The following is a 26692-nucleotide window of genomic DNA, read 5'->3' on the forward strand; positions in this document are numbered from 1 at the left end:
CCCCAGTTCCCCTAAGGTGATCGCCCTATCATCCTAGCCCCTAGCCCTGATGGGGTAAAATTCAATGGTTAGTTTCGTTGTAATTATTGTTAGAGAAATACATGGGTGGACAGACGCTCGCAGAATCTTCCCAAGTTTTGCGCCAAGAAGTATTGGGAGCCCGCCGCTTCAGCAACTTTTTCTGGGCTGGAATTTCTACCATTGGTGGTGTCGGTTTCCTGTTGGCCGGCCTTTCTAGCTACTTTGGCAAAAATCTTTTGATTGTTAGTGACACCACCGGACTGCAGTTTATTCCCCAGGGTGTGGCGCTACTTTTCTACGGTGTGGCCGGCAGCACAGTGGCAGGCTATCTCTGGCTAACCATGGCTCTAAACGTCGGCAGTGGTTACAACGAATTCAATAAAAAGTCCGGGCAAGTGACCATTTTCCGTTGGGGCTTCCCCGGCAAAAACCGCCGCATTGAGTTGATCAATAAAATTGCCGATGTCCAGGCGGTAAAGGCGGAAATTAAAGAAGGCGTTAACCCCAAACGCTCCCTATACCTCAAAGTCAAACAGCGAAGAGATATTCCCCTCACCAGGGCAGGCCAACCCATTTCGCTCTCCCAATTGGAAAACCAGGGGGCTGAGTTAGCCCGCTTTCTAGGAGTACCCCTAGAAGGTTTGTAAATTGCCATTCCCGTGCTGTCAGATTTCACTACCAAGAACACCAAATTCAGGGCAGAAACGGGGGTTTGTTATGTTCAATTGGTCCCCATTTCCCCTAGAAAGTTATCTAAAGTGGACTAAGGTTCCTAACAAGGACTTTAAAGTTGGTTAATTTACATAAACGATGAAAGGCAGTTGCCATTAGCAATTACGGAGATTAGATTTTATGAGGATTTTACCGAATATCAGCCGAGCCACTTGGTTTGTGGGCATCTTTTTTGTCGTCAACATTTTACTGACTGCCTGCAATCAGCCCTCTGCCAATTCTTCAGCCGAGCCTTCCCCCACGGAAACCAACAGCCCAGTGGCCCAGGTAACAACGGATCCATATAAAGACTATAAGCCTCGCTTAAATGGCAAAGCCACTGTGGAAATGATGGTTAATGGCCAACCAATCATCATTGAAGTGGATGGGGAAAATGCGCCGATTACCGCCGGTAACTTTGTTGACTTAGTGGAACAGGGCTTCTACAACGGTTTAACTTTCCACAGGGTGGTAGATGGTTTTGTGGCCCAGGGGGGAGACCCCAAAGGTGACGGTACGGGGGGTTATGTGGATAAAAACACCCAACGTCCCCGCAATATTCCCTTGGAGATTAAGGTGGACCCTGCAGTAGAAAATGCACCAGAAACCCCGGTCTACAGTCGAGCCTTGGGCAATCAAGCTGGATTTCCGGTGATGCTGCCCCACAAAACCGGCGCTGTGGCTATGGCCCGCTCCCAAATGCCAGACTCCGCTTCTTCCCAGTTTTATTTCACCCTGTCCGATGAAACGGGATTTTTAGACGGTGATTATGCTGTGTTTGGTTACGTCACCCAGGGTATGGACGTAGTGCTGAAAATCAAACAGGGGGACAAGATTCAGTCCGCCAAGGTAATTACAGGGCAAAATAACTTAGAAAAATAGATGCATAGTCCTAATAAATTTACCTCTGGGCCCAAACAGTTTCTGGAGTCGGAAGCCATTACCTCCTATGCTGATGCCGCTGTGGTGGTGGTGCCCATTCCCTATGAGGCAACTACTTCCTACCGTAAGGGTTGTGAGCATGGCCCTGAGGCGGTGCTAGAAGCTTCGGACCAGTTGGAAGCCTATGACGAAGAGTTGGGCACTTCCCCCTGCCATGATTTGGGTATTTACACCTGCGCTCCCCTGGCGGACAGCAATAAGCATCCCGCTTTGGCTGGAGACGCCATGGTAACGGAGGTTTGTGACGGCATTGCCCCTTTTGTGGAAGACGGTAAATTTGTAGTGGCGATCGGTGGGGAACATGCCATTACCACTGGGGTAGTGCGGGCTATGCAAAGGGGGACATCGGAGCCTTTTACGGTGGTGCAAATTGATGCCCATGGGGATATGCGGGACAAATTTGAAGGTTCCTGCCATAACCATGCCTGTGTAATGCGCCGGGTGTTGGAATTGGGCTTACCCACTCTGCCGATCGCCATTCGGGCCATTTGTCAGGAAGAGGCAGATTTGATTCGGGAAAAAAATATTCCTGTGTTTTGGGCCAGGGAAATGGCCGATAATCCCAATTGGATTAACGAGGCGATCGCCAGCATCACCACACAAAAAGTCTTTCTCACCATTGATATGGACGGTTTTGATCCGGGGTTTATGCCGGGAGTCGGCACCCCTGAACCGGGGGGGCTAGGTTGGTATGAAGGGTTAAATTTTTTCCGCCGTCTTTTTCAAACCAAGCAAGTAATTGGTTGCGACTTGATGGAACTGGCCCCAGTGCGAGGCTCGGTGGTGTCGGAATTTTCTACCGCTAAACTAGCCTATAAGTTGATGGGTTACTGGGGAGAGTCCCAACGGAAAAAACTCTAGCTATTCTCTGTTGTCAAAAATCTCCCTGAAGTTTAGGAAAAAAAGAATAAAAGTCTTCCACAGACCCAAAGGAGGATAGAGCAAAACTCGCCCCACGGATTCCAAACCTTGCCGGGGTCAAACTCCCTTAGAACAATAAAGGCTTGAGGGTTTCCACCACGGATTTGGCCAAGCTCGGCAAATGGTAGCCCCCTTCCAGTCCTAAAACCGGATAGGGAGATATTTCCATCAGATAATGGGTCATCATGCCGTAATCCTCCGGAATTAGGTTCATATAGGCCAAGGGATCGGAGTGGTTAGCATCATAACCAGCACTCACCAAGAGTAAATCCGGCTTCACTTGCCGTAAAAATGGGAGAACTTTATGCTCAAACGCCTCCCGATAAACTTTGCCATCCCCCCCTGGTTTGAGGGGAATATTAAGCACATTGTCGTGTTGACCCCGATCGCCAGCGGCCCCTGTGCCGGGATAGCAGGGAAATTGGTGCAGGGAACAATAGAAAATCCGGGGGTTATGGTCCACCAATGCTTCAGTGCCATTGCCATGGTGTACATCCCAATCTAAGATGGCTACCCGCTCCACCCCTGGTCTAGTTAAGGCGTAATGGGCGGCGATCGCCACATTGTTGAGCAAACAAAAACCCATACCCGTGTTACGAATAGCATGGTGCCCAGGGGGACGGGCCAACACAAACACCGCCTCCCGTTGATTTAAGACATGGTCAACCCCATCTAGCCAGGCCCGCACCGCCAAGCGGGCTACATCATAGCTCTGGGGAGAAACAGGGGTATCCGCATCGAGGGAACCGCCCCCTAGCTCAGCCAATTTCGCCAATTTGTTTAAATATTCCTGGCTATGGCATCGGAGGATGTATGGATCTAAATTCCACGTCACCGGGGAAGGCTTTTGCCAATGGAGGTAATTCGCTCCGGGCATCTTCCGTAAAGCAGTGGCGATCGCCGTCAGTCGGGCCGGACACTCGGGGTGGGTGGGGCCAGTTTCGTGGCGCAAAAACTCTGCGCTGTAAATAATAGCGACCATGGTAAGTGGTGGTGGATAGTAAAATTAGGCGGAGAAGGCGGAGCAAAAAGTTTGGCCAGCCCTTCAGCCATTGCCCCAGGGCCATGACCCACCAATGCTATTCTAGGTAGGGTATTGAGCCAAATTTAAGATCGAGGCAGTTTAGGCTATGCAAGTTAACAATCTCGGCTTTATAGCAAGTATTTTATTTGTGTTGGTGCCAACGGTTTTCCTGTTGATCCTGTTTATTCAAACCGGGAAACAAAGCGAAAGCTAAGCCTTGGTTAACCATTGTCAAACAGAACAGAGTCAGGGGCGGAGTTGATCCAGCCCCTTTTTTTGCCGATAGTTAAACCCTGGGTAAATATTTCGCCTTTAATTGAAATTAGATCCCTTCTTTGCGAGTTAGTAACACCGGACAGGGGGCATTGACCCGAATATAGTCCGATAGGGAAGTGCCCAATAGTCGGTCTAAATCTGGCAAACTCTTGGCAATGGAGGGCCGGCGATCGGGGGAACCCAACAGCATCAAGTCAGCATTGTAATCCTCCGCCAATTCGCATAGTTTTTCCCCTGGCTTACCCCCCGTTACAGTGCAACGATAGGCAATGCCCAAACGCTTCGCCTTGGCGATCGCCGGAGCTAGGACGGGGTTTTCCTCAATTTCTTGCCGGGAAAGGGGTAGTAGATCCGGCTTCAGGTCGGGGTTCACCCGAGCTAGAATTAATTCCCCTTCTGGATAATCCCGCAAAAGCTCCAGGGCCAGTTCCAACGCATACTCCGCCGCCGCTGACTTATCTAGGGCCACCATGACCCGTTTAATGCGCTTAACGTAAATATCGTCCTTCACCAACAACATGGGGTGATTGGTCAGTTGAAATACATACTGACTAACAGAATTTTCTAGAATGGCTTCCAACCGTTTCAAGCCCCGGGAACCCATAATAATCAGGTCCGCATCAATTTCGTTGGCCACATCACACACCACTCCCTTGGGGTCTCCTTGGCGCAACACGGTGGAAACCTTACTGGGTTCGATGGCCACATCCTCCAACAAGTCCGCCAGGATTTTACCGCCCTCGGCCCATTTTTCCGTGAATGCCTCCGTGGTAATTTGGGGCGGAACCACGTGCAAAATCGTGATCGATGCCTTTTGCACCGCCGGAAAGTCCATCATGGCCTTGAGCATTTCTTGGGTTTGGCTGGTGCCAGAATCTGCGTATAAAATTTTGCTAAGCATGATAATTGAGTTCCTTGAATCGGTTCAGGGAGAGTCTCACCGTGCCATGGAGATTGATAACGGCAAGCCCTCCTCGGTTAAGCCTTATCCCTTCAGAATAAGGCCAATGCAAGCGCAGAAATTTAACGACTTGTTGCGGACTTTCTCAGCCTTGGTGGGCCATGGTTCTAGGGAACTCCTAACCCAATACCCATATCAACAGCTAACCTGCCCCTCCAATTGACGGCAGGAGTGTGTCAAAATCTAGGGAAATTTGAGATTGTCGTCAGCCATTACCGACGAGTAAAAGCTATGAACGTGATTGTGGATTTATGTGTTGTGCCCCTGGGTGTGGGGGTTTCCGTGGGTCAGTATGTGGCCGCTTGCCAGAAAGTACTGGCCGAAGCGGGGCTGAAACATACCATGCATGCCTACGGCACCAACATTGAAGGGGATTGGGACGAAGTTTTTGCCGCAGTTAAGGCTTGCCATGAAGCTGTCCATGCCCTGGGAGCCCCCCGCATCACTTCCAGCATGCGTTTTGGTACCCGCACTGATCGCCCCCAAACCATGGATGAAAAGGTGAAAAGTGTGGAAACATGGCTGGAAAATTCTTAGACGGGCAATGGTGGGAAAGCCAAAGTTAATTGCTAATTCTCTCTAGCCAAGGTGAATTTTAGTTTTTAACCCGTCAACTTAGTTAACTTTCGGGCTCCGTTGCTTGTAGCTCCACTAGATAACTGCCCCATTTTTCCTCGTTAGTGCGGGGGTCAATGTCTTTTTTTAACAACCGCCAACTTTTGCCTTCACTTTGCCGCTGTAGGTAAAGATCGAAGGGATTCTGTTTTTGAGTCACCGTTTGCCGGGGCAAAATTAGTTTTAAATCATATCCCCCAGTCAGGTGATAGGCCGGTAAATTATCCACGGCGATCGCCTCAATATTTTTGACATTGATTTTGCTAATTTCAAAATCTGGGGTCGGGGCGTTTAAATGTTGGCTCAGGGCAGTTTGGGTACGATTAAGTTGGAAAGTAATTGCTTGCTGTACCACCGCACCGTCAGGGGCAAATTCCAAAGGGGGCGGGGCACTTTGACAGGCATTTAAACTGAAGCAAATCAAACCAAGGGTTAACCAATTTAGCAATCGATACCGATAAAAATCGATTAGGTTAACGCTGAAACTCTGCCAAGGCTGAAGGATTTGCTTGCCCGAAAGTGATTTTCGCATAAACAATTAACTAATCAGCGCTATTCAACTGTTGCAATTTCTCCAATACCTTTTCTGCGTGGCCCTTAACCCGGACATTAGGCCAAATGTGGGCAATATTCCCCTGGGGATTGATCAAAAAAGTAGAACGAAGAATGCCTTCACACTCTTTGCCCATAAACTTTTTCGGTCCCCAAGCGCCATAGGCTGCCGCTAATTCGTGTTCCGGATCACTGAGCAGTTGAACGGTTAAATTATGCTTGTCAATAAATTTGCCGTGACTTTTTTCCGAATCCGGACTAACACCGACAACAACAGCATTTAAATCTGTAAATTCCGGTAACTTTTCGCTAAAATCTATCGCTTCAGTGGTGCAACCGGGGGTATTGTCTTTGGGGTAAAAATAAAGCACTAACCACTGCCCCAAAAAATCATCGGAGGAAATTGTTTTCCCCTCAGCATTGGGGGCGGAGAAAGTCGGGGCTGGTTGATTAGTTTCTAAGGCAGTGGCCATGTTAAAAAAATTCTTAAATGTCTTAAGAGAAATGATCTTGGGAACTTTTACAGGAGTGATAATTGTTATACCAATTCGTTAAATTCCAGCGACGGGTCAAGAGATATCCCCCCTAGCCCTCCTCACTAAAGCTCCGGTTGAGAAGGGGGGAAGCCGATAGGCGGGGGGATTAGGAATCGTATCTATCATTTTAAAATTTGGTATTACTTAAAATCTCACCTGAATAGCTTGAACTTACTTTATATGTAAAGGAATCAAAATCAGGGGCAAAATGGCGATCACCAGGAGAAGGAAAGATCCAACCCAGCTAGCTAAACGGTGGGAATCCGGGGTAATGGAAAAACCTAGTAAATGGTCAATGCGGGCTAGTAAGCGGTCTTGTTGACCAGAAAAGGGCACTGCCAAAGGAATGGGATTGGCAACGATGGAATTTTGGGACACTAGGGCCAGGGCTTCCGCCAGGAGCAAGGGATCACAGTTTTTTGCCCCATGGCGATCGGCTCGACATTCCCTCTGCCACAGTAATTCCTGCCATAAAGATTCCGTTTCCGGTAGCCAAAAAGTTAGGCGACGCAGGCATCCTAACCAGAAAAACGTCCAAGTATCCCGGTAAAAACGATGGGCATTTTCATGGGCTAAGACCGCATTTACCTGTTCCGGAGACAGCAATTTCAATAAACCCTGACTTACTACCAGTTCCGGTGACCATAATCCCACCTGGGCGCTGTAGGGAAAAGGAGTATCCAAAAGACGAATTTTTTGTCCTTGCCAATCGGCCAACGGATGAACTTTTACCGCCGCCAACGTTTGCCAAGTTTGCCAGGTAAGGTTGGCAACACAAACTGCTGTCCAGAGCAAAAATAGCCAAGCGAGAAAGTGACTGCCCATGCTAGCGGGGAAGCCAAACATCCAACCACAGCCCATCCAGGCGATCGCCATGCTAGTGGTAATCAACAGTAGGGGGGGAAGGGCAAAAAAGCCTAACGCTATGGACCAAGATAATCCGCCCGGCCAGCAACGAATGGCCCAACGCAGGCCAAAGGCAATTAAAACTGCAATGGCAAACAAAATACTGTGCATTATTTCTCCTCCTGTCGCTGTTGTCGGGCCGCCCGCAAACGATCGGCGATCGCCGTTAACTGGTCAATGCTAGCGGTGTCTAAACTGTCAGCAAAGGCGGCCACCACATCGGGATTGCTAATGGCCAAAAACTGCTGTAATTGTTCGTAGGACTGCACCGCTTTGGCCTGGTCTGCACTCACCCTTGCCGTCCAAATAAAGGCTTTGCCCTGGCGATGGCACACTAACCAGCCCTTCTTTGTGAGCCGATTTAACACCGTGGTTACCGAAGAGTAGGCCAATTCCCGGTCAGGGTCGCTCAAAATGCGATCGTGGATATCTTTCACCGTGGCCTGGCCCAATTGCCAGATAATTTGTAAAATTTCCTGCTCCAGGGGGCCCAGGGACAATTGTTGGGGACGGTAGGGGGGAATCCAGCTCATGGGGAGGAGAAAATACTAATTCTTTTTGGAGGGAATAACCCCCATCACTAATCCTAACTTCCCTCAGGAAGAAAACAAGCTATGAAAGCAAAAATATCCTCAGACTTAACTGGTTGTCACAATAGGGGACGGACTGGACGGAATAAATGGCTATGGTCGGGATGATAAAGGCGCGATCGCCGGGGTAAATCAGTCTTTAAAGCTGGGCTAATCAGGTAAAGGGTGGTGCGGATTAAATTTTCCCGCAAACTTAAGGCTGCCATTTCTGCCAAGGGCACTAACCAAATCTTTTCATCGGGCCAACCCACCCGAAAACAAACCGCTACGGGAGTGTCGCCGGGATAATGCTCTAACAATTGGTTCTGAGCTTTTTCCACATGGCGCGCCGCCAGGTATAACCCCAAACTAGCTTGGTGGTACGCTAAACCTGCTAACTCTTCCCGTTCTGGCACCGCCGAAGCCGCACCACTAATGCGGGTTAGCACAATGGTTTGCACGAGATCAGGCACCGTAAGTTCACAGTTTAAGATCGCCGCCGCCGCTTGAAAGGCGCTAATACCCGGCACACAGACAAAGGGAATATCCGCTTCTCCCAGGGCTTGCATTTGTTCGTGGATGGCGCTGTAGAGGGTTAGATCGCCGGAATGGAGTCGCACCACAATCTTGCCTTGGCGCACCGCTGTGATCATCAAAGGCACAATGGTTTCCAAGGTTTTATTCCCGGTGGCAACACATTCCGCCTGGGGTCTGACGTCCGCCAAAATTTGTTTGGGCACCAAGGAATCGGCATAGAGGACTAAATCCGCCGCCTGCAAAAGCTTTTGCCCCTTAATGGTCAATAAATCCGGATCACCGGGGCCCGCCCCAACAAAATAAACCGCTGGAGAAAAAGAAGAGTTTTGTGAATCCATGAAGACGTTTTTATAAAGATTATCTGGGAGGTATAAGAAAAACAAATAGCATTTATCGATAACTATAAATTGCGTAAAATTTTCACAATTAAGACCATTTTAAATATTTAGTTTAAATGCCTAAATTGTCATTTTCGCTTTTATTATCATAGAAAATTTTATTATTAGTCTTTGTTGAACTCCTAATACTCTAGTACCTTATAGTCGTACTAATCAGCTATAATTGCACCAATGATCTTTACAGGAAGCTTGAATGCAGAAGGCTTTGAAGGATGGTTGAGAGTGTATCTTTTAGCATCACTCAGCATTCCATCAGTCTTAACAATGGATAATGCTTCCATTCATCGTAAAAATGCCATTAAAGAATTGGTTAAAGAAGCCGGTCGTGAGGTTGTATTTTTACCGAAGTACTCTCCTGATTTAAATGATATTGAGCATGATTTTAGTGCGTTAAAAAGAATCAGAATGTATGCCCCTGTCGGAACATCCCTTGATGAAGTGATTCGGTCTTATTGCATCGTCTAGTGCTTCACTCTTATTTGAAATAACTATAACTATAATTACATATTTAATGCTAAGATTGCTAGAGATTTCCAAAAAAGCGAGTGTAACAATGTTAGATAAACTACATTGTTCAAATTTAGGGAAATTTATAAATAATACCACCGGACTCACTAGCTTCAAAGGTGGCATTGAACTCAATCGCCTTTTGGTCCAAATATTCTTTGGCTTCCTTACCATCAATTTCTGCGGCCTTGCAAAACTGTAAAACCGTAATGGTGTTTTTATTTTCCTCTAGAATTTGGAAGAAAATTTTTCTGAGGTTCTCCGAGGTCGCCATAGTGATTTGTTGTTGTTGCTTTCTGCCATCATGGACCGCACTCCAGAGTAGCCCACCCCCCAGGGCACTCATGGGCAGGGAAAAAATCATCAGAGCCGCCGCCGCTCCATCCCGGTCTTCCTGGGACTTAGTGGAGTCGAAAATTTCCACCACACAGTAGAGCCCCAAAGGAATTCCCAGGGAAAGCAAAAGAAAAGCCACAATTTGTTTAATTAATCTCATGGTTCCAATGGGCTAAAAAGTTAATTGGGCAAAAACTCAGTAAATTAGACTATTTTGCCATTAACACCACAGAAGAACGGGGCTGAACCCAATATGTTTCTCCCTCAACCGGAGAGGCGATCGCCGGCTCCTGGAAGTCCAACGGAGTTGGTAAATAGGTATCCACCAGTCGATGCCAAATCAAACCATCGTTTAGAGGGGGCAATTCAAAATTCAGCGGTTCCCAATAGGCATTAAAGATCAGATGGAGAATTTCCTCCGCTCCTGGATGGAATAGGGTGACCGCTAAAGTATGGGAAGTGTAAGACCAATCGGGCTGGGCTAGTTTCACTCCATGCCAAACCACGCAGGAGCCCGGTAAATCCTTAGTTGCTTTAAGATACATTTCCCGCAGAGCTGCTTCGTCCACTGGAGGGAGGGGTTTATAAACGGGTTCTTCCCCGTCCTGGCCATCCCCCTCAGAGCCGTCATTTTCATCGGGAAAGCGGGGTAGAGCAAAATTTAGCACCGGCAATAAACTTTCCTCAAGAAATAGGGATAGGCTTTGGGTCAAAGCAATAATGCCCCGCAAAAAGTGAGTTTCATCGCTGTGGGTTTCTTCCCCACTCCAGTCGAACCAACTTAGTTCGTTATCTTGGCAATAGCCGTTATTATTGCCCTGCTGGGTTCTGCCCACCGGATCTCCCATCAGCAACATCGGCGTACCCTGGGAAAAGAATAAAATAGTTAGAAAGTTTTTAATTTGCCGCAGTCGCAGTTGATTAATTTTGGGGTCATCGGTTTCCCCTTCCACGCCACAGTTCCAACTGAAATTATCATTGGTCCCGTCTCGGTTCTTTTCTCCGTTGGCTTCGTTGTGTTTTTCGTTGTAGGAAACCAGGTCTACCAGGGTAAAACCATCATGGCAGGTGACAAAGTTGATACTGCGGTTAATATCCGTATCTTGGCGATAGTAAATGTCGGGGCTACCTAGTAGGCGGCTAGCCAATGCTGGCACTGCGCCATTATCCCCTTTGACAAAGCGACGCACATCGTCCCGAAAAGGACCGTTCCATTCCGCAAACCAGTCTGCCAACTCCACAAATTTACCGACGCTGTACAGTCCCGCCGCATCCCAAGCTTCGGCGATCAATTTAGTACCGGCTAAAATCGGGTCGGATTCGATCGCCCAGATGATGTTGGCGGTGGCAATTTCACTACCATGGAGGGGCACTCCTTTGGTATCTCGCACCAGTACGGAAGCCAAATCAAAGCGAAAGCCATCCACATGCATTTCCGATACCCAGTAGCGCAGGGAATCAAGGATTAGACCCCCCACCACGGGGTGATTAGCCTTAACGCTATTACCGCAACCGCTGTAGTTGCTGTAGGAACTTTTATCTTCATCGAGGATGTAATAGGTTCTGTTATCAATGCCCCGGAAGGAAAGGGTGGGGCCTTTTTCGTTGCCCTCCGCAGTGTGGTTAAAGACCACATCTAAAATCACTTCTATGCCCGCTTTGTGCAGGGCTTTGACCATGTCCCGAAATTCGTCTACCACTTCCAGGGGATCATCGGCAGCACTGTAGCCTTGGTGGGGCGCAAAAAAGCCGATGGTACTATAACCCCAATAGTTGGTCAGTCCTGGTTGGGCATCTTCAGGGTCAAAATAATGCACCGGTAATAATTCCACCGCTGTAATGCCCAATTCCTTGAGGTAGGGAATTTTTTCAATTAATCCTGCATAGGTGCCCCGTTTGTTTTCGCTTAAGCCCGAATTGGGGTTGCGGGTAAAGCCCCCGACGTGGAGTTCGTAGATAATGCTGGCGGCGTAGGGCGTGCGGGGGGCATGGTCATCCTCCCAGTCGTACACACTGGTGTCCACCACCACGCTGCGTAGGGCCTGGGCGCAGTTATCTCCGAGGGCCATGGCTGCTTTGCGGTCGTAAATATCCTTCCCGACGATCGCCTTGGCGTAGGGGTCGAGCAAAACTTTGTCCGGGTCAAACCGATGGCCCTTTTCCGGTTCGTGGGGCCCATCAACACGGTAAGCATAAACCTGCCCCGCCTTTAAACCCTTCACAAAAACATGCCAGTAGTAGAAGGTGCGGTTCCGTCCTCGATGAAGCTCAATGGTGCGGGCCGGGGCCGGATCATTAGGGCGATCAAACAACAATAGCGTGACCCTTTCCGCATGTTTGGAAAACAAGCAGAAATTAACCCCATCGGCGTAGACCGTTGCCCCTAAGGGAAACGTTTGGCCAAGGTGGACATCGGTGGACAGGTTGGGAACAGATATCAACTGTGGCACAGGCAATTCCAAAAATTGTTCAGATTCTTTCCCTTAAAACTAGCAAACCTTTGGAAAAGGGAAACAAGGGCGATCGCCCTTGTCATCGCCGGATGTTTTTTCCCGTGGTGGAAAGTTAGTTTAGCCCTGGCAAGTAAAAGGAGTGACTAAAACTTTCTGGCGCACCCGGTTTTTAACGATCCCTAACCTAGACCCGGCGGCAACGGTTCCCCACAAATTAAATGGATTTCCTTGATGCGCTCAAACAACCAAGGTACGGACTCTCGATATTCCGGTAACAATGCCAAGGGACTAAGCAAAGCGGCGGCCGTTAGGTCTGCTATGGTCAACTGGTCACCACAAAGATAGGACTGATCTTGCCAAACAGATAGAACCCGGAAAGCCAGGGCCAATCGTTTTTTCGCTAGGGCAACGGTGGTGCCATTGATGTTGTACTGACGGCGGACAATTTGAATGACCATCTGACTGGCAAGGGATGGGTCAATGGCCTTGCCTGCCCCAGCTCGGTAGTCGTAATAAACAAACCGGGTTGCCGTACCAATACTTTCATCCAACCAATCCTCCAGCCACTCCGCCCTCAATCTCTGTTCCGCTTCCAGGGGAAATAAACGGCGATCGGGGGAAAATTCCTCTAAAAAGCGGAAAATCTCGCTGGAATCACTGATACATTCCGGTTGTCCTGGGAGTTCTGGACAAAGTACTGGCACAGTAGTGGCACCGGTCTTGGGTTTAAGTTGCAGGGCATGGACACCGGGAGTTAAATTTTTAACTCGGTAAATAATGCCCTTATAACCCAAGGCCAGCCTAGCTTTGCGGCAATAGTGGGAAGTGCTGAATTGGAGCAACAACATCCTAGGTAGCCAATGTCCGACGCTTCATGGTCATTTCATAGGCTTCGATGATGTCTCCTTCCTTCCAGTCGTTGAACTTGCTACAGCCAATGCCGCACTCATAGCCAGCATTAACTTCCCGCACGTCCTCCTTAATCCGTTTGAGGGAATCGATGTTGCCTTCAAAGAGCACTTGGTCACCCCGGCGCACCCGCAGGTTACGATTCCGGATAATTTTGCCTGACTGCACGTAACAACCGGCAATATTACCCCGACCCACGGGGAAGACAGCCCGCACTTCCGCTGTTCCCAGGGAAGACTCAATTTCTTCGGGATCCAAGAGACCTTCCATGGCTCCTTGGATGTCATCCAAAAGCTTATAGATGATGTCGTATTCCCGAATGTCCACCCCTTCTTGGTCCGCGGCTTGACGGGCTCCACTGGCCAAGGTGGTGTTGAAGCCAATGATGATTGCTCCACTGGCGGCGGCCAAATCCACATCGGTTTCCGTGACTTCCCCTGGGGACGCCAACAGGACTCGGATCTGTACTTCCCCTTGGGGTAATTGTTCCAAGGAGCCTAAAATAGCCCCCAAGGAACCCTGTACGTCTGCCTTGAGGATGATGTTGAGTTCCTTGAGTTCCCCTTCCTGGGCCTGGGCCGAAATACTGCTGAGGGTAACCTTGCGGGAAGACATGGCCTGTTGCAGACGGGTTTGACGGTCTTCCATGGCCCGGGCTTCCGCTTGCAGACGGGCATCTTTTTCGTTGGTAAAGACTTCAAATTCATCCCCAGCGGCGGGCACATCCCCTAGACCAAGGATCTCCACTGCAAAGGAAGGACTGGCTTCCTCGACTTTGTCGCCCCGGTCGTCGATCATGGCTCGGATTTTGCCGTACACAGCCCCCACCACAATAGCATCCCCAACTCGGAGAGTACCGTTTTGGATCAAGAGGGTAGCCACAGGACCCCTGGTGCGGTCTAGGTTAGCCTCAATCACGGTGCCTTTAGCCTGACGGTTGGGATTAGCAACTAGTTCTTCCACTTCCGATACGAGCAGAATCATTTCGAGCAAGCCATCCAGGTTATCTCCGTTGAGGGCACTGACGGGCACCATGATGGTGTCTCCCCCCCATTCTTCAGCCAGAAGGCCAAGTTCGGACAATTCCTGCTTAATGCGGTCGGGATTGGCTTCAGGTTTATCGACTTTGTTGATGGCCACAATGAGGGGAACCCCGGCGGCCTTGGCATGGCTAATGGCCTCTTTGGTTTGGGGCTGGACGCCATCATCGGCGGCTACCACCAGAATGGCAATGTCCGTAACCTTGGCTCCCCGGGCCCGCATGGCGGTAAAGGCTTCATGGCCAGGAGTATCAAGGAAGACAATCTGTTCGGTTTTGTCGTTGTGCTCCACTTCCACGTGGTAGGCACCAATGTGCTGGGTAATACCCCCCGCTTCCCCTTGGGCCACCTTGGTTTTGCGTATGGAGTCCAGCAACGTGGTTTTACCGTGGTCCACGTGACCCATGATGGTAACCACAGGGGGACGACGTACGAGGTTGTCCAGATCCGCTTCGTCGAGCATTTCTGTGGTTTTAGCGGCGGCGGCGACCCTTTCAGGGGTTTCCACGGCCACTTCAAAGGATTCGGCCACCATACGGGCGGTTTCTTCGTCCAAGGTTTGGGTAATTTGCACCGCTACCCCTTTGAGGAAGAGCCGTTTGATGATGTCTGTTTCGGAAATTTTTAATAGATCCGCCAGATCCCGGACAGTCAAGCTCCGGTCCAACATGATCACTTCGGGTTTTTGCACCACTTCCTTCCGATCCCGGCGATCGCCACGACTGCGGGAACTACCACCAGCGCTACTACCCGCTTCGGATTTGAGAGTGGGCTTTTTAACCTTGGCCACAGTGGGGGTGCTGGGTTTCGCCGCCAAGGATTTTGGTTTAGGTGGACGGGCAATGGAAAGACTAACCAGGGTAGGCTTGGGTCCATTATCCCCATCTATATCCAGGTCATCGTCATCGTCGTCCATTTTGGGCCGGCGTTTGCCCTTGTTGGCCGCTTTGGCCTTATTGGCTTTTTCGTCTTCGTCATCTTCCCACTGATCTGGCTTACCCAAACGCGGAGGAGTAGGGCGCTTCAGCTTGGGCTTGGGTTTCTCGGTGGAGAGCAGATCACCGTCATCGGCATCGTTGTCCCCATCGACCCCCTTGCCCCGACTAAGGGGCGGAAATTCCAGCAATTCTGGTAAGTTTTCGTCCTCTTCAGGCCGGGGGGGCTTGGGCCGGCGCAATTCTACCTTGGGCTTAGGTGGTTCCGGAGCGGCGATCGCCACCTTCTCTTCCCTGTCACCGGGGGAGCGGGCTTGACCCCGATTATCCTTCAAACTAACAATTTCCGGACGGTTAACCTTGGGTTTAGCGGGGGCAGGGACAGCGGTTTTGTTGGGACTGGCTGTTCGACCAGGAGGCCCTGCCAAACGGGGGGCTGGAGCCGCTTTCTTTGCAGGAGGAGTAGGGGGAGCTGGCTTACTGGGGGGAGATTGCAAACTGGGCACTGGGGGCGGTGCCAAAGGCTGGGTGGGGGGAGCAACACTTTTGGGCGCTTCCTGGGCAGGCTCTTCCTGTTTCTGAATCTTTGGAGCTGAAGCTTTGGCCACGGGGGGTTGGGGGGGCGTGGGGGCCTTCGGCGCTTGTAGTTTTGGCCGGGGAGGGGGGGTGGGCCGGGCCGGAGATGGACCGCCAGATTTTTCCTGTTTGTGGTGAATTGCTAGAATCTTTTGCTGCTTGGGATCTGACTTATCCTCTTTCGACTCCGGACGGGATGCCACTCTAGGCTTTTTCGGTTGTTGGGGGGTGAATTTTTCAGCTGCCGCTTTGATGCGCTCCGCATCGGATTCACTGATGGTACTGCTATGACTTTTAGCAGCCACGTTGAGCCGTTCGCAGATGTCTAAAATATCTCGATTCTCCAGATTTAATTCTTTTGATAGGTCATAAATTCTGACTTTGGCGTTGTTCATCCACTGTCCCCCTGACTAATGATCCATAAATTTAATAAGTGACAAATTGGTTTATGTGAGTGCAAAGACTAGGTGCACAGACAGAGCACTAGCTTTTTCCAGGGGCATTGTCCCCAAGAAAGCTTTGCGGAGTCGATAAGGTGAAGCCGAAATAGTAAATGGTTTTACTCCTAATGCTAACTAACGATAACTGCCGCTGGGTAAGTTTCGGCAGAGGGCATCCATGGTGATGGATAGGGAAAGGGTTTATGGCAGCGCCTCAGGGAGTGGTGAGAAGACGGGCTTCTAGTTGCTCAAAGAGATGGCTGGGAACTGGGGCTCGGAGGGCCCGCCCCAACAGATTTTTGTGGCGAGCTTTACGCAGACAGTCATGGGTCGGACATAAATAAGCCGATCGCCCCGCACCGTGATCTAATTGTACAGTTCGAGATGGATAGACTCGGACAATTCGCCAAAATTGTCGGCGATCGCCTACTTTGCGACAGCTGAGGCAACGACGGTATCCAGGGGCCATGGTCAACGGTGGGCAAGGAGTGGTCAGGACAAATTAGCACAAAGCTGGCATTATCAACCTTTCCTAGCTTAACTCTTCTTCCTCCCCTAACTCCGGCCCTTGGTCTTGGTCCCATTCCTCTACTTCTTCTTCCACCTCGGCGATCGCCTCTGGGGTTTCCTCTAACTCTTCAGCTTCCTCGGCTTCCAAAGCAGCCATTTCCGCTTCTAATTTAGCTTGGGCCTCCTGTTCTGCTGCTTCCCGTTCTGCCCTGGCCTGGGCTGAAGCCGCCGCCCGCTCCAAAATAGATTGTTCAATGGCTTCCTTATCCCGGGCATAGGTTTCGGGATCTTTGATGTCAATTTTCCAACCGGTTAGGCGGGCCGCCAACCGGACGTTTTGTCCCTCCTTGCCAATCGCCAAACTGAGTTGATCCTCCGCCACAATTACCAGGGCATGGCGCTCCTCCGCATGGATGAGGTAAACCTGGTCCACCCGGGCTGGACTGAGGGCCTGGGCAATATACGTGGCCGGGTCTGGGGACCAACGGATCACATCAATTTTTTCCCCCCGGAGTTCGTTGACCACCGCATGGATACGGGAACCCCGAGCGCCAATGCAGGCTCCCACCGGATCCACATCCCGCTCTAGAGTGTCCACCGCAATTTTTGTTCGGGGCCCCACGGAAGGGGAAGGGGGTTTGGCTTCCCTGGCCACGGCAACAATGCGCACCACCTCTTCTTCAATTTCCGGCACTTCCACACTAAATAAATCCACCACCAACCCCGCCGCTGCCCGGGAAACCACCAATTGGGGACCTCTTTGGGAGCCTTCCCGTACCCGTTTGAGATACACCCGGAAGGTGGAGTTAGCCCGGTAATTATCGTTGGGTAACTGTTCCCGTTTGGGCAATTCTGCTTCTACCTCTGGCTGACCAAAACTACTCTGCACCGCCACAATGATGGACTGCCTTTCAAAGCGCAGGGCCCGGGCATTGAGAACAGTGCCTTCCAGGTCTTGGAATTCTTCTTGGATAATTTTTCGTTGTTGATCCCGCAGTTTTTGCAGTAATACCTGCTTAGTTTGAATGGCGGCCATGCGCCCAAAGTCCTTTTGTTCTGGGGTCACATCCAGCACTACTTCGTCCCCCAGTTGAGCTTCTTCGGCCACTTCCAGCACTTCCTTGAGGGAAATTTGTTGGTCAGAATTTTCCACTTCCTCCACAATCCGTTTGGTGGAAAGTACCCGAAAGCCTTCTTCTTCCGTGTCTAATTCCACCTCAAAGTTGTTGAAATATTCTTCGGGGAATTGGTGTCCCATCAACTGCGATCGCCGAAAACGCTCGTAGCCCTTCAATAAAGCTTCCCGTAGAGCTTCTTCCACCGCCGTGGTGGGTAAATTATTGCGCTTACTAATTTCACTAATCATTGCCGGGAGCCCCGGTAAACTAACAAGAGACATGGAAAATCCTCCAAAATATTTGCGATAAAGCTCTAGCCCTTCCCCAGACCTAGGCTGGCTAGACTCCAGGGTCAATTAATGGGGTAGCCGCACTGTTAACCCCACTGTCAAAGGAATAGCCACGGTTCTCCCCCTAATGCTTAAGTAAACTGCCTCTCCATCTCGCCCTTGTAAACTCCCCTGCCACTGACTTTGGCCCTGGTGGGGATTGTCACTGGTAACCACTACTTCAAACCCTTTAAAGGCAATAAAATCTCGCTCCGTGGCGAGGTATGGGGAAATGCCTGGGCTAGAAACTTCCAACACGTAGGCGCTGGCGATCAAACTGCTTTCCTCCAATTGGGCTTCAAAGCTCCGACTAAAGGCTTCACAGTCATTAAGGCTAGTATCCTGCTGGAGATTACGGATATCAATCCGCAACACCGGTGGACGTTTATTGGTTTGGAATACCGCATCCGTCACTTCCAGCCCCAAATCCTCGGCAATGGGCTGTGCTAATGCAAGAATGTCGGGAATTACGGGATGGGTCATTGAATACAATTGGGCATAAAAAAAGCGGGGGACACCCACTTCTGGAAAAAAGTCCAAGATTGGGGCAGACCGCACCGTTGCGTATCTACTCTGCGTCCAGTTTAGCAAATCTTCGTGGCCATCCGACCTAATCTCCCCACTCCCCCATTAATCACCCTATCTCATTCCCTTTTGCCGGTGACGATATAGGAAACCCGTTGGGCAATATTGGTGGCATGGTCGGCCATTCTCTCTAGGTGGCGAATCACTAGGGCCATAAGCAAAATTGGTTCCACTACGCCCTTAATGTCCCGTTGGAAGGCGAGGGTTTTATACAGGCGATCGTAGGCGTCATCCACCACGTCGTCCATTTTTTTGACAATTTCCCCGGCGTTGGGGTCCAGTTGGGTCAGGCAAACGAGGCTTTGGTCCAACATATGTTGGGCTTGCCAGGCCATGGCGGCAATTTCGTCCATACAGGGATGTGGGGGATAGCGGGTCAACTTCATGGCAATTTCCCCCAAATCCTGGGCATAGTCGCCAATTCTTTCTAAATCCCGCACTAATTGCATAATGGCGCTGAGTAGACGCAGATCTTGGGCTACGGGGGCTTGCAGGGTGAGGAAACTGGCGCATTCCTGCTCGATATGGCGGTAGAGGCGATCAATTTCCTTTTCCAATTCGGCAATTTTTAGGGGGGTTTCTAACCTATTCTCAAACAGGGCCTGGTGGCTCATGCGGAAGGATTCTTCCACTAAGGCACCCATGCGGAGTACGTCTTGCTCTACCCGTTTGAGAGCTTGCTCAAAGTAACTACGTTCGGGATTGTTAATCTGTTGGGATAAACTGGCGGCCATGATACTAGGGGGATGGGGAAAGAAATCGACTGAACAGACTATTTAGGACCACCTACGGGTATGGGAAAAGACCGGAATGCCAAAATCAACCGTTAATTTCAATTTCAATCAGCAGGCCATTGCTCAACTGACCGCTCCATGGAGAATTGGTGTGTTCATTGTAATGTTGGCCGCTGCTTGGTTGCCTTTCTTGGTGCCCCTTTCCCTGGCGATCGCCGATGCCAATTTGCGTTCCATTGTGGTGATGGGGATTTTATTTTTAATTTTCCTGGTCCTGCTAATTTTTTGGAGTCATTGGTGCTACCAAACACCCCTGTCTTTAAAAGCCTATGGAGTCTACGGTCTGGGCTGGAATCGTCGCCAGGGAGTGGAGTTATTGCGAGGGCTGGGGCTTGGTTTTAGTTTTACCTTCGGTCTATTTATCATCCAGGGCTTATTGGGCTGGGCCGTGCTGGCACCCGCTGGCGATCGCCTCTGGACAATTATTATGCAGGGAAGCCTCACTGGGTTGGGAGTAGCCCTAGCAGAAGAACTATTTTTTCGGGGTTGGTTACTAAAGGAGTTGGAACAGGGTTATGGCAACAAAACTTCCTTGGCGAGTAACGCCATTATTTTTGCTGTGCTCCATTTCCTGAAGCCCCTAGGAGAAGTAATCCGCACCCTGCCCCAATTTCCCGCTCTGGTGTTGTTGGGTTTGAGCTTAGGCATTACTAAACGCCGCCATGGCGATCGCCTGGGCCATAGCATTGGTCTCCACGGGGGCATGGTCTGGGCCTATTACATTGTCAATGTGGGGCAATTAGTGACCTATACGGAAAAAATGCCGGCTTGGGTGACGGGCATTGACCGCAATCCTCTTTCCGGAGTGATGGGTATCGCTGGTTTATGCCTCTTACTTTGGCTAGTCAACCAAGGGGAAAAGCCCTGGCTTAAACGACTGGGCTTTTAACGGTGGTAACAAATTGCTTTAGCTTGAGTAAACTAAGGGTCTGGCCTAAATTTAGGGGCAACAGGGAAATACCTTCCAAACGGGATTGGACCCAACCATCGCCCCAGTACCATTCATGGAAACCGTCAATGGTCCCACTGAGTATGAGACGCAAATGGTCATCCCCTACCCGGTCCACCGTTTGGGTTAATGTGGCTAAACCCACACCAGTGTGGAGCGTAACACCGGGGATCAATCGCTCCGGCAAACCTTCTCCCAGGGGGAGGGGGGCTAACCATTGCCGCAGTTGGGGAATTTTGGTTAAGCTGTCCCGAATTACCGGTGCCGTTGCTTCCACTTCAATGCGGAGTTGGCTATGTTGAAAATTTCCCAGCATGGTGAGTAGTGAGTTCAATTAATGCAATGAACAGATAAAACTGTCCCTAGCTTAACGGGAAATTAGTTTGAGGCAAGGGATCAATATTTTCTGGCAACAATATATTCGGCGATCGCCTGGAGGGGCTCGGCGGAGGGGCCAAAGGGTTCCAGGGCGACAATGGCCTGGTCAATCAAACTTTGGGCCTGGGCCCGGGAAGCTTCCAAACCGAGGAGACTGGGATAGGTGGCTTTTTGGGCTTTGACATCTTTACCAGCGGTTTTACCCAACTCTTCCTGGGTGGCGGTGATGTCGAGGATGTCATCCACCACTTGAAAAGCTAAGCCAATATTCTGGGCATAGCGGGCCAGTCTCTGTTGTTGTTCCCCAGTGGCCCCGGCCAAAATTGCGCCTGTGAGCACGGAAGCTTCCAGCAATGCCCCGGTTTTATGGGTATGGATAAAAGTTAGGGTTTCCGGGGTGATGTCAGTGCGCCCCTCCGATTCCAGGTCTAGAACTTGTCCCCCCACTAAACCGGCGGCCCCCACCGTGCGACCCAAACGGGCAATAACTTGGAGTAAAGCTTGGGGATCAGCCTGGGGGGTGTGGGTAACTACATACTCAAACGCATAGGCTAGCAGTCCATCCCCGGCCAAAATGGCAATGTCTTCCCCGTACACTTTGTGGTTAGTGGGTTTACCCCGGCGGAAATCGTCATTATCCATGGAGGGCAAATCATCATGGATGAGGGACATGGTGTGGATCATTTCCAGGGCACAGGCCGTGGGCAAGGCCAGGGCTTCATCACCGCCACACAGTTCGCAGGCCGTAATGCATAAAATCGGTCGCAATCGTTTGCCCCCCGCCAACAGAGAATAACGCATGGCTTCGTAAATCTTTTCCGGCCGGGCGATCGCCAGGGAACTATCCAGGGCTGCCTCGACCACACCTTTTTTAACTTGTAAGTATTGGGCTAAATCAAAGTCGGTTCGTGTTTGTTGGGCAACCATACTGTCACTGGATACTAAATAACGGGGTTGGGCAATGGCCGGGAGCGGCAACTAGAGCCCATTTTACAGGTAGGGGTGATGGAAGAAACCTAGGACAAGGCACGAATGGCTTCCAAAAGTCCCCTCGCTTTATTTAAAGTTTCCTCATACTCTTTTTGGGGATCGGAATCGGCCACAATGCCAGCTCCGGTCTGCACCGACACCCGATGGGCTCCATCTGGCTGTTCCTGCACCACCATGGTCCGAATGGCGATCGCCGTATTTAACTGGCCTTCAAAATCATAGTAGCCATAGACTCCGGAGTAGGGCCCCCGCCGTTCCGGTTCCAGCTCGTTAATAATTTCCATGGCCCTAATTTTCGGTGCACCACTGACGGTGCCAGCGGGAAAACAAGCTTTCAAAAGATCCCAGGCGGTTTTATCCGATGCCAGTTCTCCCACTACGTTACTGACTATGTGCATGACGTGGGAATAACGTTCAATCACCATCAACTCATTCACTTTGACTGAGCCCTGAACGCAAACCCGTCCCAAATCATTGCGACCCAAATCCACCAGCATGACGTGTTCGGCGATTTCTTTGGGATCGTTCAGCAATTCTTCGGCTAACTGTTCATCCTCTGGGTGGGTTTTGCCCCTGGGTCTGGTGCCAGCAATGGGGCGTACCGTGGCCATTAATTTGCCATCCAGTTGGCGATCGGCTTTGACCATCACCTCCGGGCTAGAGCCAATAATTTGCCAATGGCCAAAGTTGTAATAAGCCATGTAGGGGGAAGGATTAATCAGCCTGAGGGAACGGTAGAGCTTGAAGGGATCATCCCGGTAAATAGTGGAAAGTCTTTGGGAAAGCACCACCTGGAAAATGTCCCCCGCTGTGATGTAATCCTTGGCGATCGCCACTTCTTCTAAAAACTTTTCTTGCTCCGTATTACTGCTGTAGTTCAGTTCCTTACCCTCAAGTTGGGTTTTGGTGAGCAGTTCCAGGGCGGTGGCTTCCGGCGGCAGAGGTAATTGTAATTGCAGGACTAATTTCGTCACCCGTTGACAAGCATTGCGATAGGCAGTTTCCAAATCAACATTTTCCCCCCGCAAATCCGCAAAGGCAATCGCCCAAATTTTGCGTTTGACCTGGTCGAAAATGAGGAGATGGTCCACCTGCATCCAAATGCCATCGGGTGGATCTTCCGGCTGGGGTTCATACACAGGAACCCTGGGTTCCATCCAACGAATCAGCTCATAACCCCAAACCCCAAACAGCCCACCAATGCCCGGAGGTAGTTGGGGTAAATTCACCGGACGGATTGATTCCAAACATTGGGACAAAATATCGAGGGGATTACCCCGAAAGGTTTCCGTTTGCCCATTGCGTAAAACTTGGGTAGTTTCGTCGCCCCTGGCTTCTAGCACCCACATGGGGTCGCAACCGAGAAAACTATAGCGACCAATACTCTCTCCCCCTTCCACCGACTCCAGGAGAAAATTGTAGGGTTGGCTAGAGCAAACTTTGTACCAAGCAGAAACTGGCGTTTCTAAATCCGCCACCCATTCCTGATACACCGGAATAAAATTGCCTTGTTGGGCGAGTTCAGTGAAGTGAGAAAACCCAGGGGAAATCATAAAACCTTTGCCAACATTGAAAGAGCGAACTGTCAAAGGTTCAGTAGTGCCTTTAACAAATTCGCCCGTTAGTTAAACTTCTGCCAATTGTGCAAGTTCCGCAAGCAAGTAGAGCCAGGAACTAGACCTCGTAGGGGGCTTTACCGGAGAACTTGATGGTTACAGGTTCTGGGTTTTGGCCAATGCGGCGGGTTTTAGTACCTTGGGCTTCCCGACCTTCGTTAACTTTTTCAGGGAAAACGCCATCGGCGGGGTGGAGGTATTGAACTTCACCACTGGGATAAACACGGTAAATTTTGTAGTCTTGAATTTTGGGTTTAAATTTTGTCCGTAGCTGGGTCCCCAGGGCTAAACACTGTTCTTTGCGGGCTAGATAAAGGAGATTTTCCCCTTCGTTCATGATGGCCGCGCCGCCAGTGGGCATTTCAAAAACTTGTTCAGAGGCGCTGGTCCAGGTGATGGCATACTTTTCTTCCCGGTTGGCTTTGGAGAGAAGTCCACCAGTGCTGCCACCGAATTTAGGCGGTTGTCCAGAGAGTTCTGTCATAGGGATGAAAATGGAATTTCATAAGGTATTTTAGGGAATCCTACCACTGACCTACGGTTACCATCTGGCTTTGTCAAGAACTGTAACATTTCACCAAATTCTGCTCCCCAGGACAATGGGTAGAGCATCTCTGTTAGAACGCCCAGTAGGTTGGTGTAATCGAGATAGAATCATAGGAGTTTTGGCAAGGAGATTATGGGGACTTCTGTGTCCAATCCAACGGCGATTTTGCAGACTATGCAGGGTTTTCTGCGTAAATGGTGGTCTGAGTTCAACCTACAAACCCGGTTGATGGCCGCGGCCACCTTGGTGGTGTCCCTGTTAATGAGTGGGCTAACTTTTTGGGCAGTAAATACGATCCAAGAGGATGCCCAATTGGTGGATACCCGTTTTGGCCGGGATGTGGGTTTGTTGTTGGCGGCCAATGTTGCCCCTATGATTGCGGATAAAAATCTGACGGAGGTGGCCCGGTTTTCCAGTCGCTTTTACGAAAATACTTCTAATATCCGCTACATGATCTATGCGGACCCCTCTGGCAAGATCTTTTTTGGTATTCCCTACTCTGAAGAAACGGTTCAAAACTCCCTCACCCTAGAGCGGCGCATCGAATTACCCCAGATTGATCCCCATAATTTTGACCAGCCTTTTGTACGGCAACACCACACTCCCAATGGCGATGTCACCGATGTGTTTATTCCCCTCCAATACCAGGGCAAGTTCCTCGGAGTTCTGGCGATTGGTATCAACCCCAACCCCGCTGCGGTCAACTCTTCTAACCTAACCAGGGATGTGACCATTGCAGTTTTTATTTCCATTTGGGTGATGGTAATTCTCGGAGCTGTATTCAATGCCCTAACTATTACCCAGCCCATTAAAGAACTGCTGCTAGGAGTAAAGAACATCGCTGCTGGGAACTTCAAGCAGAGAATCACCTTGCCCTTTGGGGGAGAATTGGGGGAATTAATCGTTAACTTCAACGAGATGGCGGAGCGGCTGGAGCGTTATGAAGCCCAAAATATTGAAGAGTTGACTGCGGAGAAGGCGAAGCTAGACACCCTTGTTTCCACGATCGCCGATGGGGCCATGTTAGTGGACACCAATTTGCAACTTTTGTTGGTCAATCCCACTGCCCGTCGCCTATTCGCCTGGGAAAATAAGCCAATTATTGGCGAAAATCTCCTGGAAAATTTGCCACCGGAAATCACGGCCCAACTTACCCAACCCCTGAGGGAATTGGCCGCTGACCAAGGAAGTTTGCTGTTTTCCCCCGGCCATGGGCCTCAGGAAGAGGAGCAGGATAAAACCTACGCCCCGGAAGAATTTCGCATTAGCCTGACCCAACCGTTTCCCCGCACCATTCGTCTGATGTTGACCCAGGTGTTGGATCAGAACAGGGAAAATTTACGGGGCATTGTCATGACGGTGCAGGATATTACTAGGGAAGTGGAATTAAATGAAGCCAAAAGTCAGTTCATTAGCAATGTTTCCCACGAATTACGAACTCCCTTGTTTAATATCAAATCCTTCATTGAAACCTTGAGTGAGTTTGGGGAAGATTTGAGCGAAGTGGAGCGTAAAGAATTCCTAGAAACCGCTAACCACGAAACCGATCGCCTGAGTCGTTTGGTTAACGATGTCCTTGATTTATCCAAGCTAGAGTCTTCCAAAATTTACCAGTTAGATGCAGTTGATTTGTACCAGCTAATTGAACAAAGCTTACGTAGTTACCAACTTAATGCTAAGGACAAACAACTACAGTTAGAAAAAATTTTGGACCCGGATCTCCCCTTCGCTCTGGGTAACTACGACCTACTCCTGCAGGTAATGACCAATTTAATTGGTAATTCGTTTAAATTCACTAAAGCCGGCGGAAAAATCATTGTCCGAGCCTATCCCCTCCACCGTAGTAACCTTAGAGCAGAGGATGGTCCTGGCCTAGTACGGGTGGAAATTTCTGACACTGGCATCGGCATTGACCCAGAGGATCAGGCGGCCATTTTTGAGCGGTTCTATCGGGTGGAAAACCGGGTTCACACTTTGGAGGGTACTGGGTTGGGGCTTTCCATTGTCAAAAATATCATTGCCAAACATCAAAGCCAAATCCATTTAGTCAGTGAGGTGGGGGTGGGTACTACTTTTTGGTTTGATCTGGCCGTGTATCAATCCATGTTGATGGTGGTGGGCTAGGTTTCGCTTTGACAACCCTGATCCCAAAGTATAGTCATTTCAATTAACGATGAGAGAATTTAATGTAAAATTATGGAGTGTACAAAATGAACAGGTTTAAACAATGGCTTACAGTTTAGATTTAAGGCAAAGGGTAGTAGCTTATATAGAAGCTGGAGGAAAAATAACTGAGGCTTCCAAGATATATAAAATAGGAAAAGCCTCGATATACAGATGGTTAAATAGAGTAGATTTAAGCCCAACAAAAGTAGAGCGTCGCCATAGGAAATTAGACTGGGAAGCTCTAAAAAAAGACGTAGAAGAAAATCCCGATGCAAGATTGATAGACAGAGCCAAGAAATTTGGAGTGAGGCCGAGTGCCGTATATTACGCATTAAAGAAAATGAAAATAAACAGAAAAAAAAAGAACTACGTTATCGAGAAAGAAACCGGGAGGAACGAGTTAAGTACTATAGAATGTTAAGAGAACTAATTAAGCTCTATGGTAGTCAAGCTATAGTTTACATAGATGAATCTGGATTCGAAGCAATCCAGGCTTGTATTTATGCCTGGTCAAAAAAAGGAAAAAAAGTTTATGGAGATAGACA

The 26692-nt window shown here is 49.7% G+C and carries 27 protein-coding genes and 1 pseudogene; 9 read left to right on the plus strand and 19 right to left on the minus strand.

What is annotated here, in order from left to right; translation table 11 throughout:
• Positions 1-101: 101 nt before the first annotated feature.
• The 3 genes from H6G46_RS07425 to speB all read left to right on the plus strand — a co-directional run bounded on the left by H6G46_RS07425 (position 102) and on the right by speB (position 2535).
• The gene (locus tag H6G46_RS07425) at positions 102-668 is read left to right on the plus strand and encodes a photosystem I assembly protein Ycf4 (RefSeq protein ID WP_010871342.1); all 567 of its coding nucleotides are present in this window, start codon (positions 102-104) and stop codon (positions 666-668) included.
• Positions 669-873: 205 nt separating this feature from the next.
• Complete coding sequence (locus H6G46_RS07430) at positions 874-1614, plus strand: peptidylprolyl isomerase (RefSeq protein ID WP_010871341.1); 741 nt, start codon at positions 874-876, stop codon at positions 1612-1614.
• Positions 1615-2535, plus strand: a complete 921-nt coding sequence (speB, locus tag H6G46_RS07435; RefSeq protein ID WP_010871340.1) for an agmatinase — start codon at positions 1615-1617, stop codon at positions 2533-2535.
• Positions 2536-2662: 127 nt separating this feature from the next.
• Here speB and H6G46_RS07440 read toward each other — a convergent pair whose 3' ends face one another.
• Positions 2663-3577 carry a histone deacetylase gene (locus tag H6G46_RS07440; RefSeq protein WP_010871339.1) on the minus strand — a complete coding sequence of 305 codons (915 nt, stop codon included), beginning with the start codon at positions 3575-3577 and terminating at the stop codon, positions 2663-2665.
• 148 nt (positions 3578-3725) lie between these two features.
• On the opposite strand from H6G46_RS07440, the gene psbM reads away from it, so the two are divergent.
• On the plus strand, positions 3726-3833 hold the full coding sequence (psbM, locus tag H6G46_RS07445; protein WP_010871338.1) for a photosystem II reaction center protein PsbM: 108 nt from the start codon (positions 3726-3728) through the stop codon (positions 3831-3833).
• 108 nt (positions 3834-3941) lie between these two features.
• Here psbM and H6G46_RS07450 read toward each other — a convergent pair whose 3' ends face one another.
• On the minus strand, positions 3942-4796 hold the full coding sequence (locus H6G46_RS07450) for a universal stress protein (protein ID WP_010871337.1): 855 nt from the start codon (positions 4794-4796) through the stop codon (positions 3942-3944).
• A 231-nt stretch (positions 4797-5027) separates the two neighbouring features.
• Here H6G46_RS07450 and H6G46_RS07455 point away from each other — a divergent pair, with 231 nt between their 5' ends.
• Positions 5028-5393, plus strand: a complete 366-nt coding sequence (locus H6G46_RS07455) for an MTH1187 family thiamine-binding protein (protein WP_010871336.1) — start codon at positions 5028-5030, stop codon at positions 5391-5393.
• 82 nt (positions 5394-5475) lie between these two features.
• On the opposite strand, the gene H6G46_RS07460 is transcribed toward H6G46_RS07455, so the two are convergent.
• The 5 genes from H6G46_RS07460 to cobM all read right to left on the minus strand — a co-directional run bounded on the left by H6G46_RS07460 (position 5476) and on the right by cobM (position 8909).
• Entirely contained in the window at positions 5476-6003 is a 528-nt protein-coding gene (locus H6G46_RS07460; RefSeq protein WP_010871335.1) for a hypothetical protein, read from the minus strand.
• 10 nt (positions 6004-6013) lie between these two features.
• Positions 6014-6496 carry a thioredoxin-dependent thiol peroxidase gene (gene bcp, locus H6G46_RS07465; RefSeq protein WP_010871334.1) on the minus strand — a complete coding sequence of 161 codons (483 nt, stop codon included), beginning with the start codon at positions 6494-6496 and terminating at the stop codon, positions 6014-6016.
• A 234-nt stretch (positions 6497-6730) separates the two neighbouring features.
• Positions 6731-7576 (minus strand): M56 family metallopeptidase, encoded by an 846-nt coding sequence (locus H6G46_RS07470; RefSeq protein ID WP_010871333.1) that lies wholly within the window; start codon positions 7574-7576, stop codon positions 6731-6733.
• Complete coding sequence (locus tag H6G46_RS07475) at positions 7576-7998, minus strand: BlaI/MecI/CopY family transcriptional regulator (RefSeq protein WP_010871332.1); 423 nt, start codon at positions 7996-7998, stop codon at positions 7576-7578. Before H6G46_RS07475 ends, H6G46_RS07470 begins: the two co-directional genes overlap by 1 nt.
• Before the next feature lie 116 nt (positions 7999-8114).
• Positions 8115-8909 (minus strand): precorrin-4 C(11)-methyltransferase, encoded by a 795-nt coding sequence (gene cobM / locus H6G46_RS07480; protein ID WP_010871331.1) that lies wholly within the window; start codon positions 8907-8909, stop codon positions 8115-8117.
• Positions 8910-9128: 219 nt separating this feature from the next.
• Here cobM and H6G46_RS07485 point away from each other — a divergent pair.
• Positions 9129-9434 (plus strand): annotated as a pseudogene (locus H6G46_RS07485) (transposase); the annotation flags it as partial.
• A 115-nt stretch (positions 9435-9549) separates the two neighbouring features.
• Here the strand turns inward: H6G46_RS07485 and H6G46_RS07490 are convergent.
• From H6G46_RS07490 to phoU, 8 genes are all read right to left on the minus strand, one after another.
• On the minus strand, positions 9550-9972 hold the full coding sequence (locus tag H6G46_RS07490) for a hypothetical protein (protein ID WP_010871329.1): 423 nt from the start codon (positions 9970-9972) through the stop codon (positions 9550-9552).
• 49 nt (positions 9973-10021) lie between these two features.
• Complete coding sequence (glgX, locus tag H6G46_RS07495; RefSeq protein WP_010871328.1) at positions 10022-12262, minus strand: glycogen debranching protein GlgX; 2241 nt, start codon at positions 12260-12262, stop codon at positions 10022-10024.
• Between the two features lie 182 nt (positions 12263-12444).
• Positions 12445-13113, minus strand: coding sequence for a glutathione S-transferase family protein (locus H6G46_RS07500; RefSeq protein WP_010871327.1), 669 nt, complete (start codon positions 13111-13113; stop codon positions 12445-12447).
• Position 13114: 1 nt separating this feature from the next.
• Positions 13115-16120: a translation initiation factor IF-2 gene (infB, locus tag H6G46_RS07505; protein ID WP_010871326.1), complete on the minus strand. Its 3006-nt coding sequence runs from the start codon at positions 16118-16120 to the stop codon at positions 13115-13117.
• 259 nt (positions 16121-16379) lie between these two features.
• Positions 16380-16634, minus strand: a complete 255-nt coding sequence (locus tag H6G46_RS07510; protein ID WP_010871325.1) for a YlxR family protein — start codon at positions 16632-16634, stop codon at positions 16380-16382.
• Between the two features lie 63 nt (positions 16635-16697).
• On the minus strand, positions 16698-18074 hold the full coding sequence (nusA, locus tag H6G46_RS07515; protein WP_010871324.1) for a transcription termination factor NusA: 1377 nt from the start codon (positions 18072-18074) through the stop codon (positions 16698-16700).
• A 75-nt stretch (positions 18075-18149) separates the two neighbouring features.
• A complete protein-coding gene (gene rimP / locus H6G46_RS07520) occupies positions 18150-18605 on the minus strand; it encodes a ribosome maturation factor RimP (RefSeq protein ID WP_041425902.1) in 456 nt (151 codons plus the stop codon).
• A 161-nt stretch (positions 18606-18766) separates the two neighbouring features.
• Positions 18767-19441, minus strand: coding sequence for a phosphate signaling complex protein PhoU (gene phoU, locus H6G46_RS07525; protein WP_010871322.1), 675 nt, complete (start codon positions 19439-19441; stop codon positions 18767-18769).
• Between the two features lie 76 nt (positions 19442-19517).
• Here phoU and H6G46_RS07530 point away from each other — a divergent pair, with 76 nt between their 5' ends.
• The gene (locus tag H6G46_RS07530; RefSeq protein ID WP_010871321.1) at positions 19518-20390 is read left to right on the plus strand and encodes a CPBP family intramembrane glutamic endopeptidase; all 873 of its coding nucleotides are present in this window, start codon (positions 19518-19520) and stop codon (positions 20388-20390) included.
• Here H6G46_RS07530 and H6G46_RS07535 read toward each other — a convergent pair.
• The 4 genes from H6G46_RS07535 to H6G46_RS07550 form a co-directional block, all read right to left on the minus strand.
• Positions 20371-20766, minus strand: coding sequence for a hypothetical protein (locus H6G46_RS07535; RefSeq protein WP_010871320.1), 396 nt, complete (start codon positions 20764-20766; stop codon positions 20371-20373). The two genes, H6G46_RS07530 and H6G46_RS07535, sit on opposite strands and share 20 nt — an antisense overlap.
• A gap of 80 nt (positions 20767-20846) precedes the next feature.
• Positions 20847-21755, minus strand: coding sequence for a geranylgeranyl diphosphate synthase CrtE (crtE, locus tag H6G46_RS07540; RefSeq protein ID WP_010871319.1), 909 nt, complete (start codon positions 21753-21755; stop codon positions 20847-20849).
• Between the two features lie 89 nt (positions 21756-21844).
• Positions 21845-23371 (minus strand): anthranilate synthase component I, encoded by a 1527-nt coding sequence (gene trpE / locus H6G46_RS07545; protein WP_010871318.1) that lies wholly within the window; start codon positions 23369-23371, stop codon positions 21845-21847.
• A 121-nt stretch (positions 23372-23492) separates the two neighbouring features.
• Complete coding sequence (locus H6G46_RS07550; protein WP_010871317.1) at positions 23493-23918, minus strand: photosystem I reaction center subunit II PsaD; 426 nt, start codon at positions 23916-23918, stop codon at positions 23493-23495.
• Positions 23919-24113: 195 nt separating this feature from the next.
• Here H6G46_RS07550 and nblS point away from each other — a divergent pair, with 195 nt between their 5' ends.
• Both nblS and H6G46_RS07560 read left to right on the plus strand, forming a co-directional pair.
• Positions 24114-26105 carry a two-component system sensor histidine kinase NblS gene (gene nblS / locus H6G46_RS07555; RefSeq protein ID WP_010871316.1) on the plus strand — a complete coding sequence of 664 codons (1992 nt, stop codon included), beginning with the start codon at positions 24114-24116 and terminating at the stop codon, positions 26103-26105.
• A gap of 103 nt (positions 26106-26208) precedes the next feature.
• Positions 26209-26568 carry an IS630 transposase-related protein gene (locus tag H6G46_RS07560; RefSeq protein WP_010871315.1) on the plus strand — a complete coding sequence of 120 codons (360 nt, stop codon included), beginning with the start codon at positions 26209-26211 and terminating at the stop codon, positions 26566-26568.
• Positions 26569-26692 lie beyond the last annotated feature (124 nt).

Source organism: Synechocystis sp. FACHB-908, from assembly GCF_014698595.1.
GTDB lineage: Bacteria > Cyanobacteriota > Cyanobacteriia > Cyanobacteriales > Microcystaceae > Synechocystis.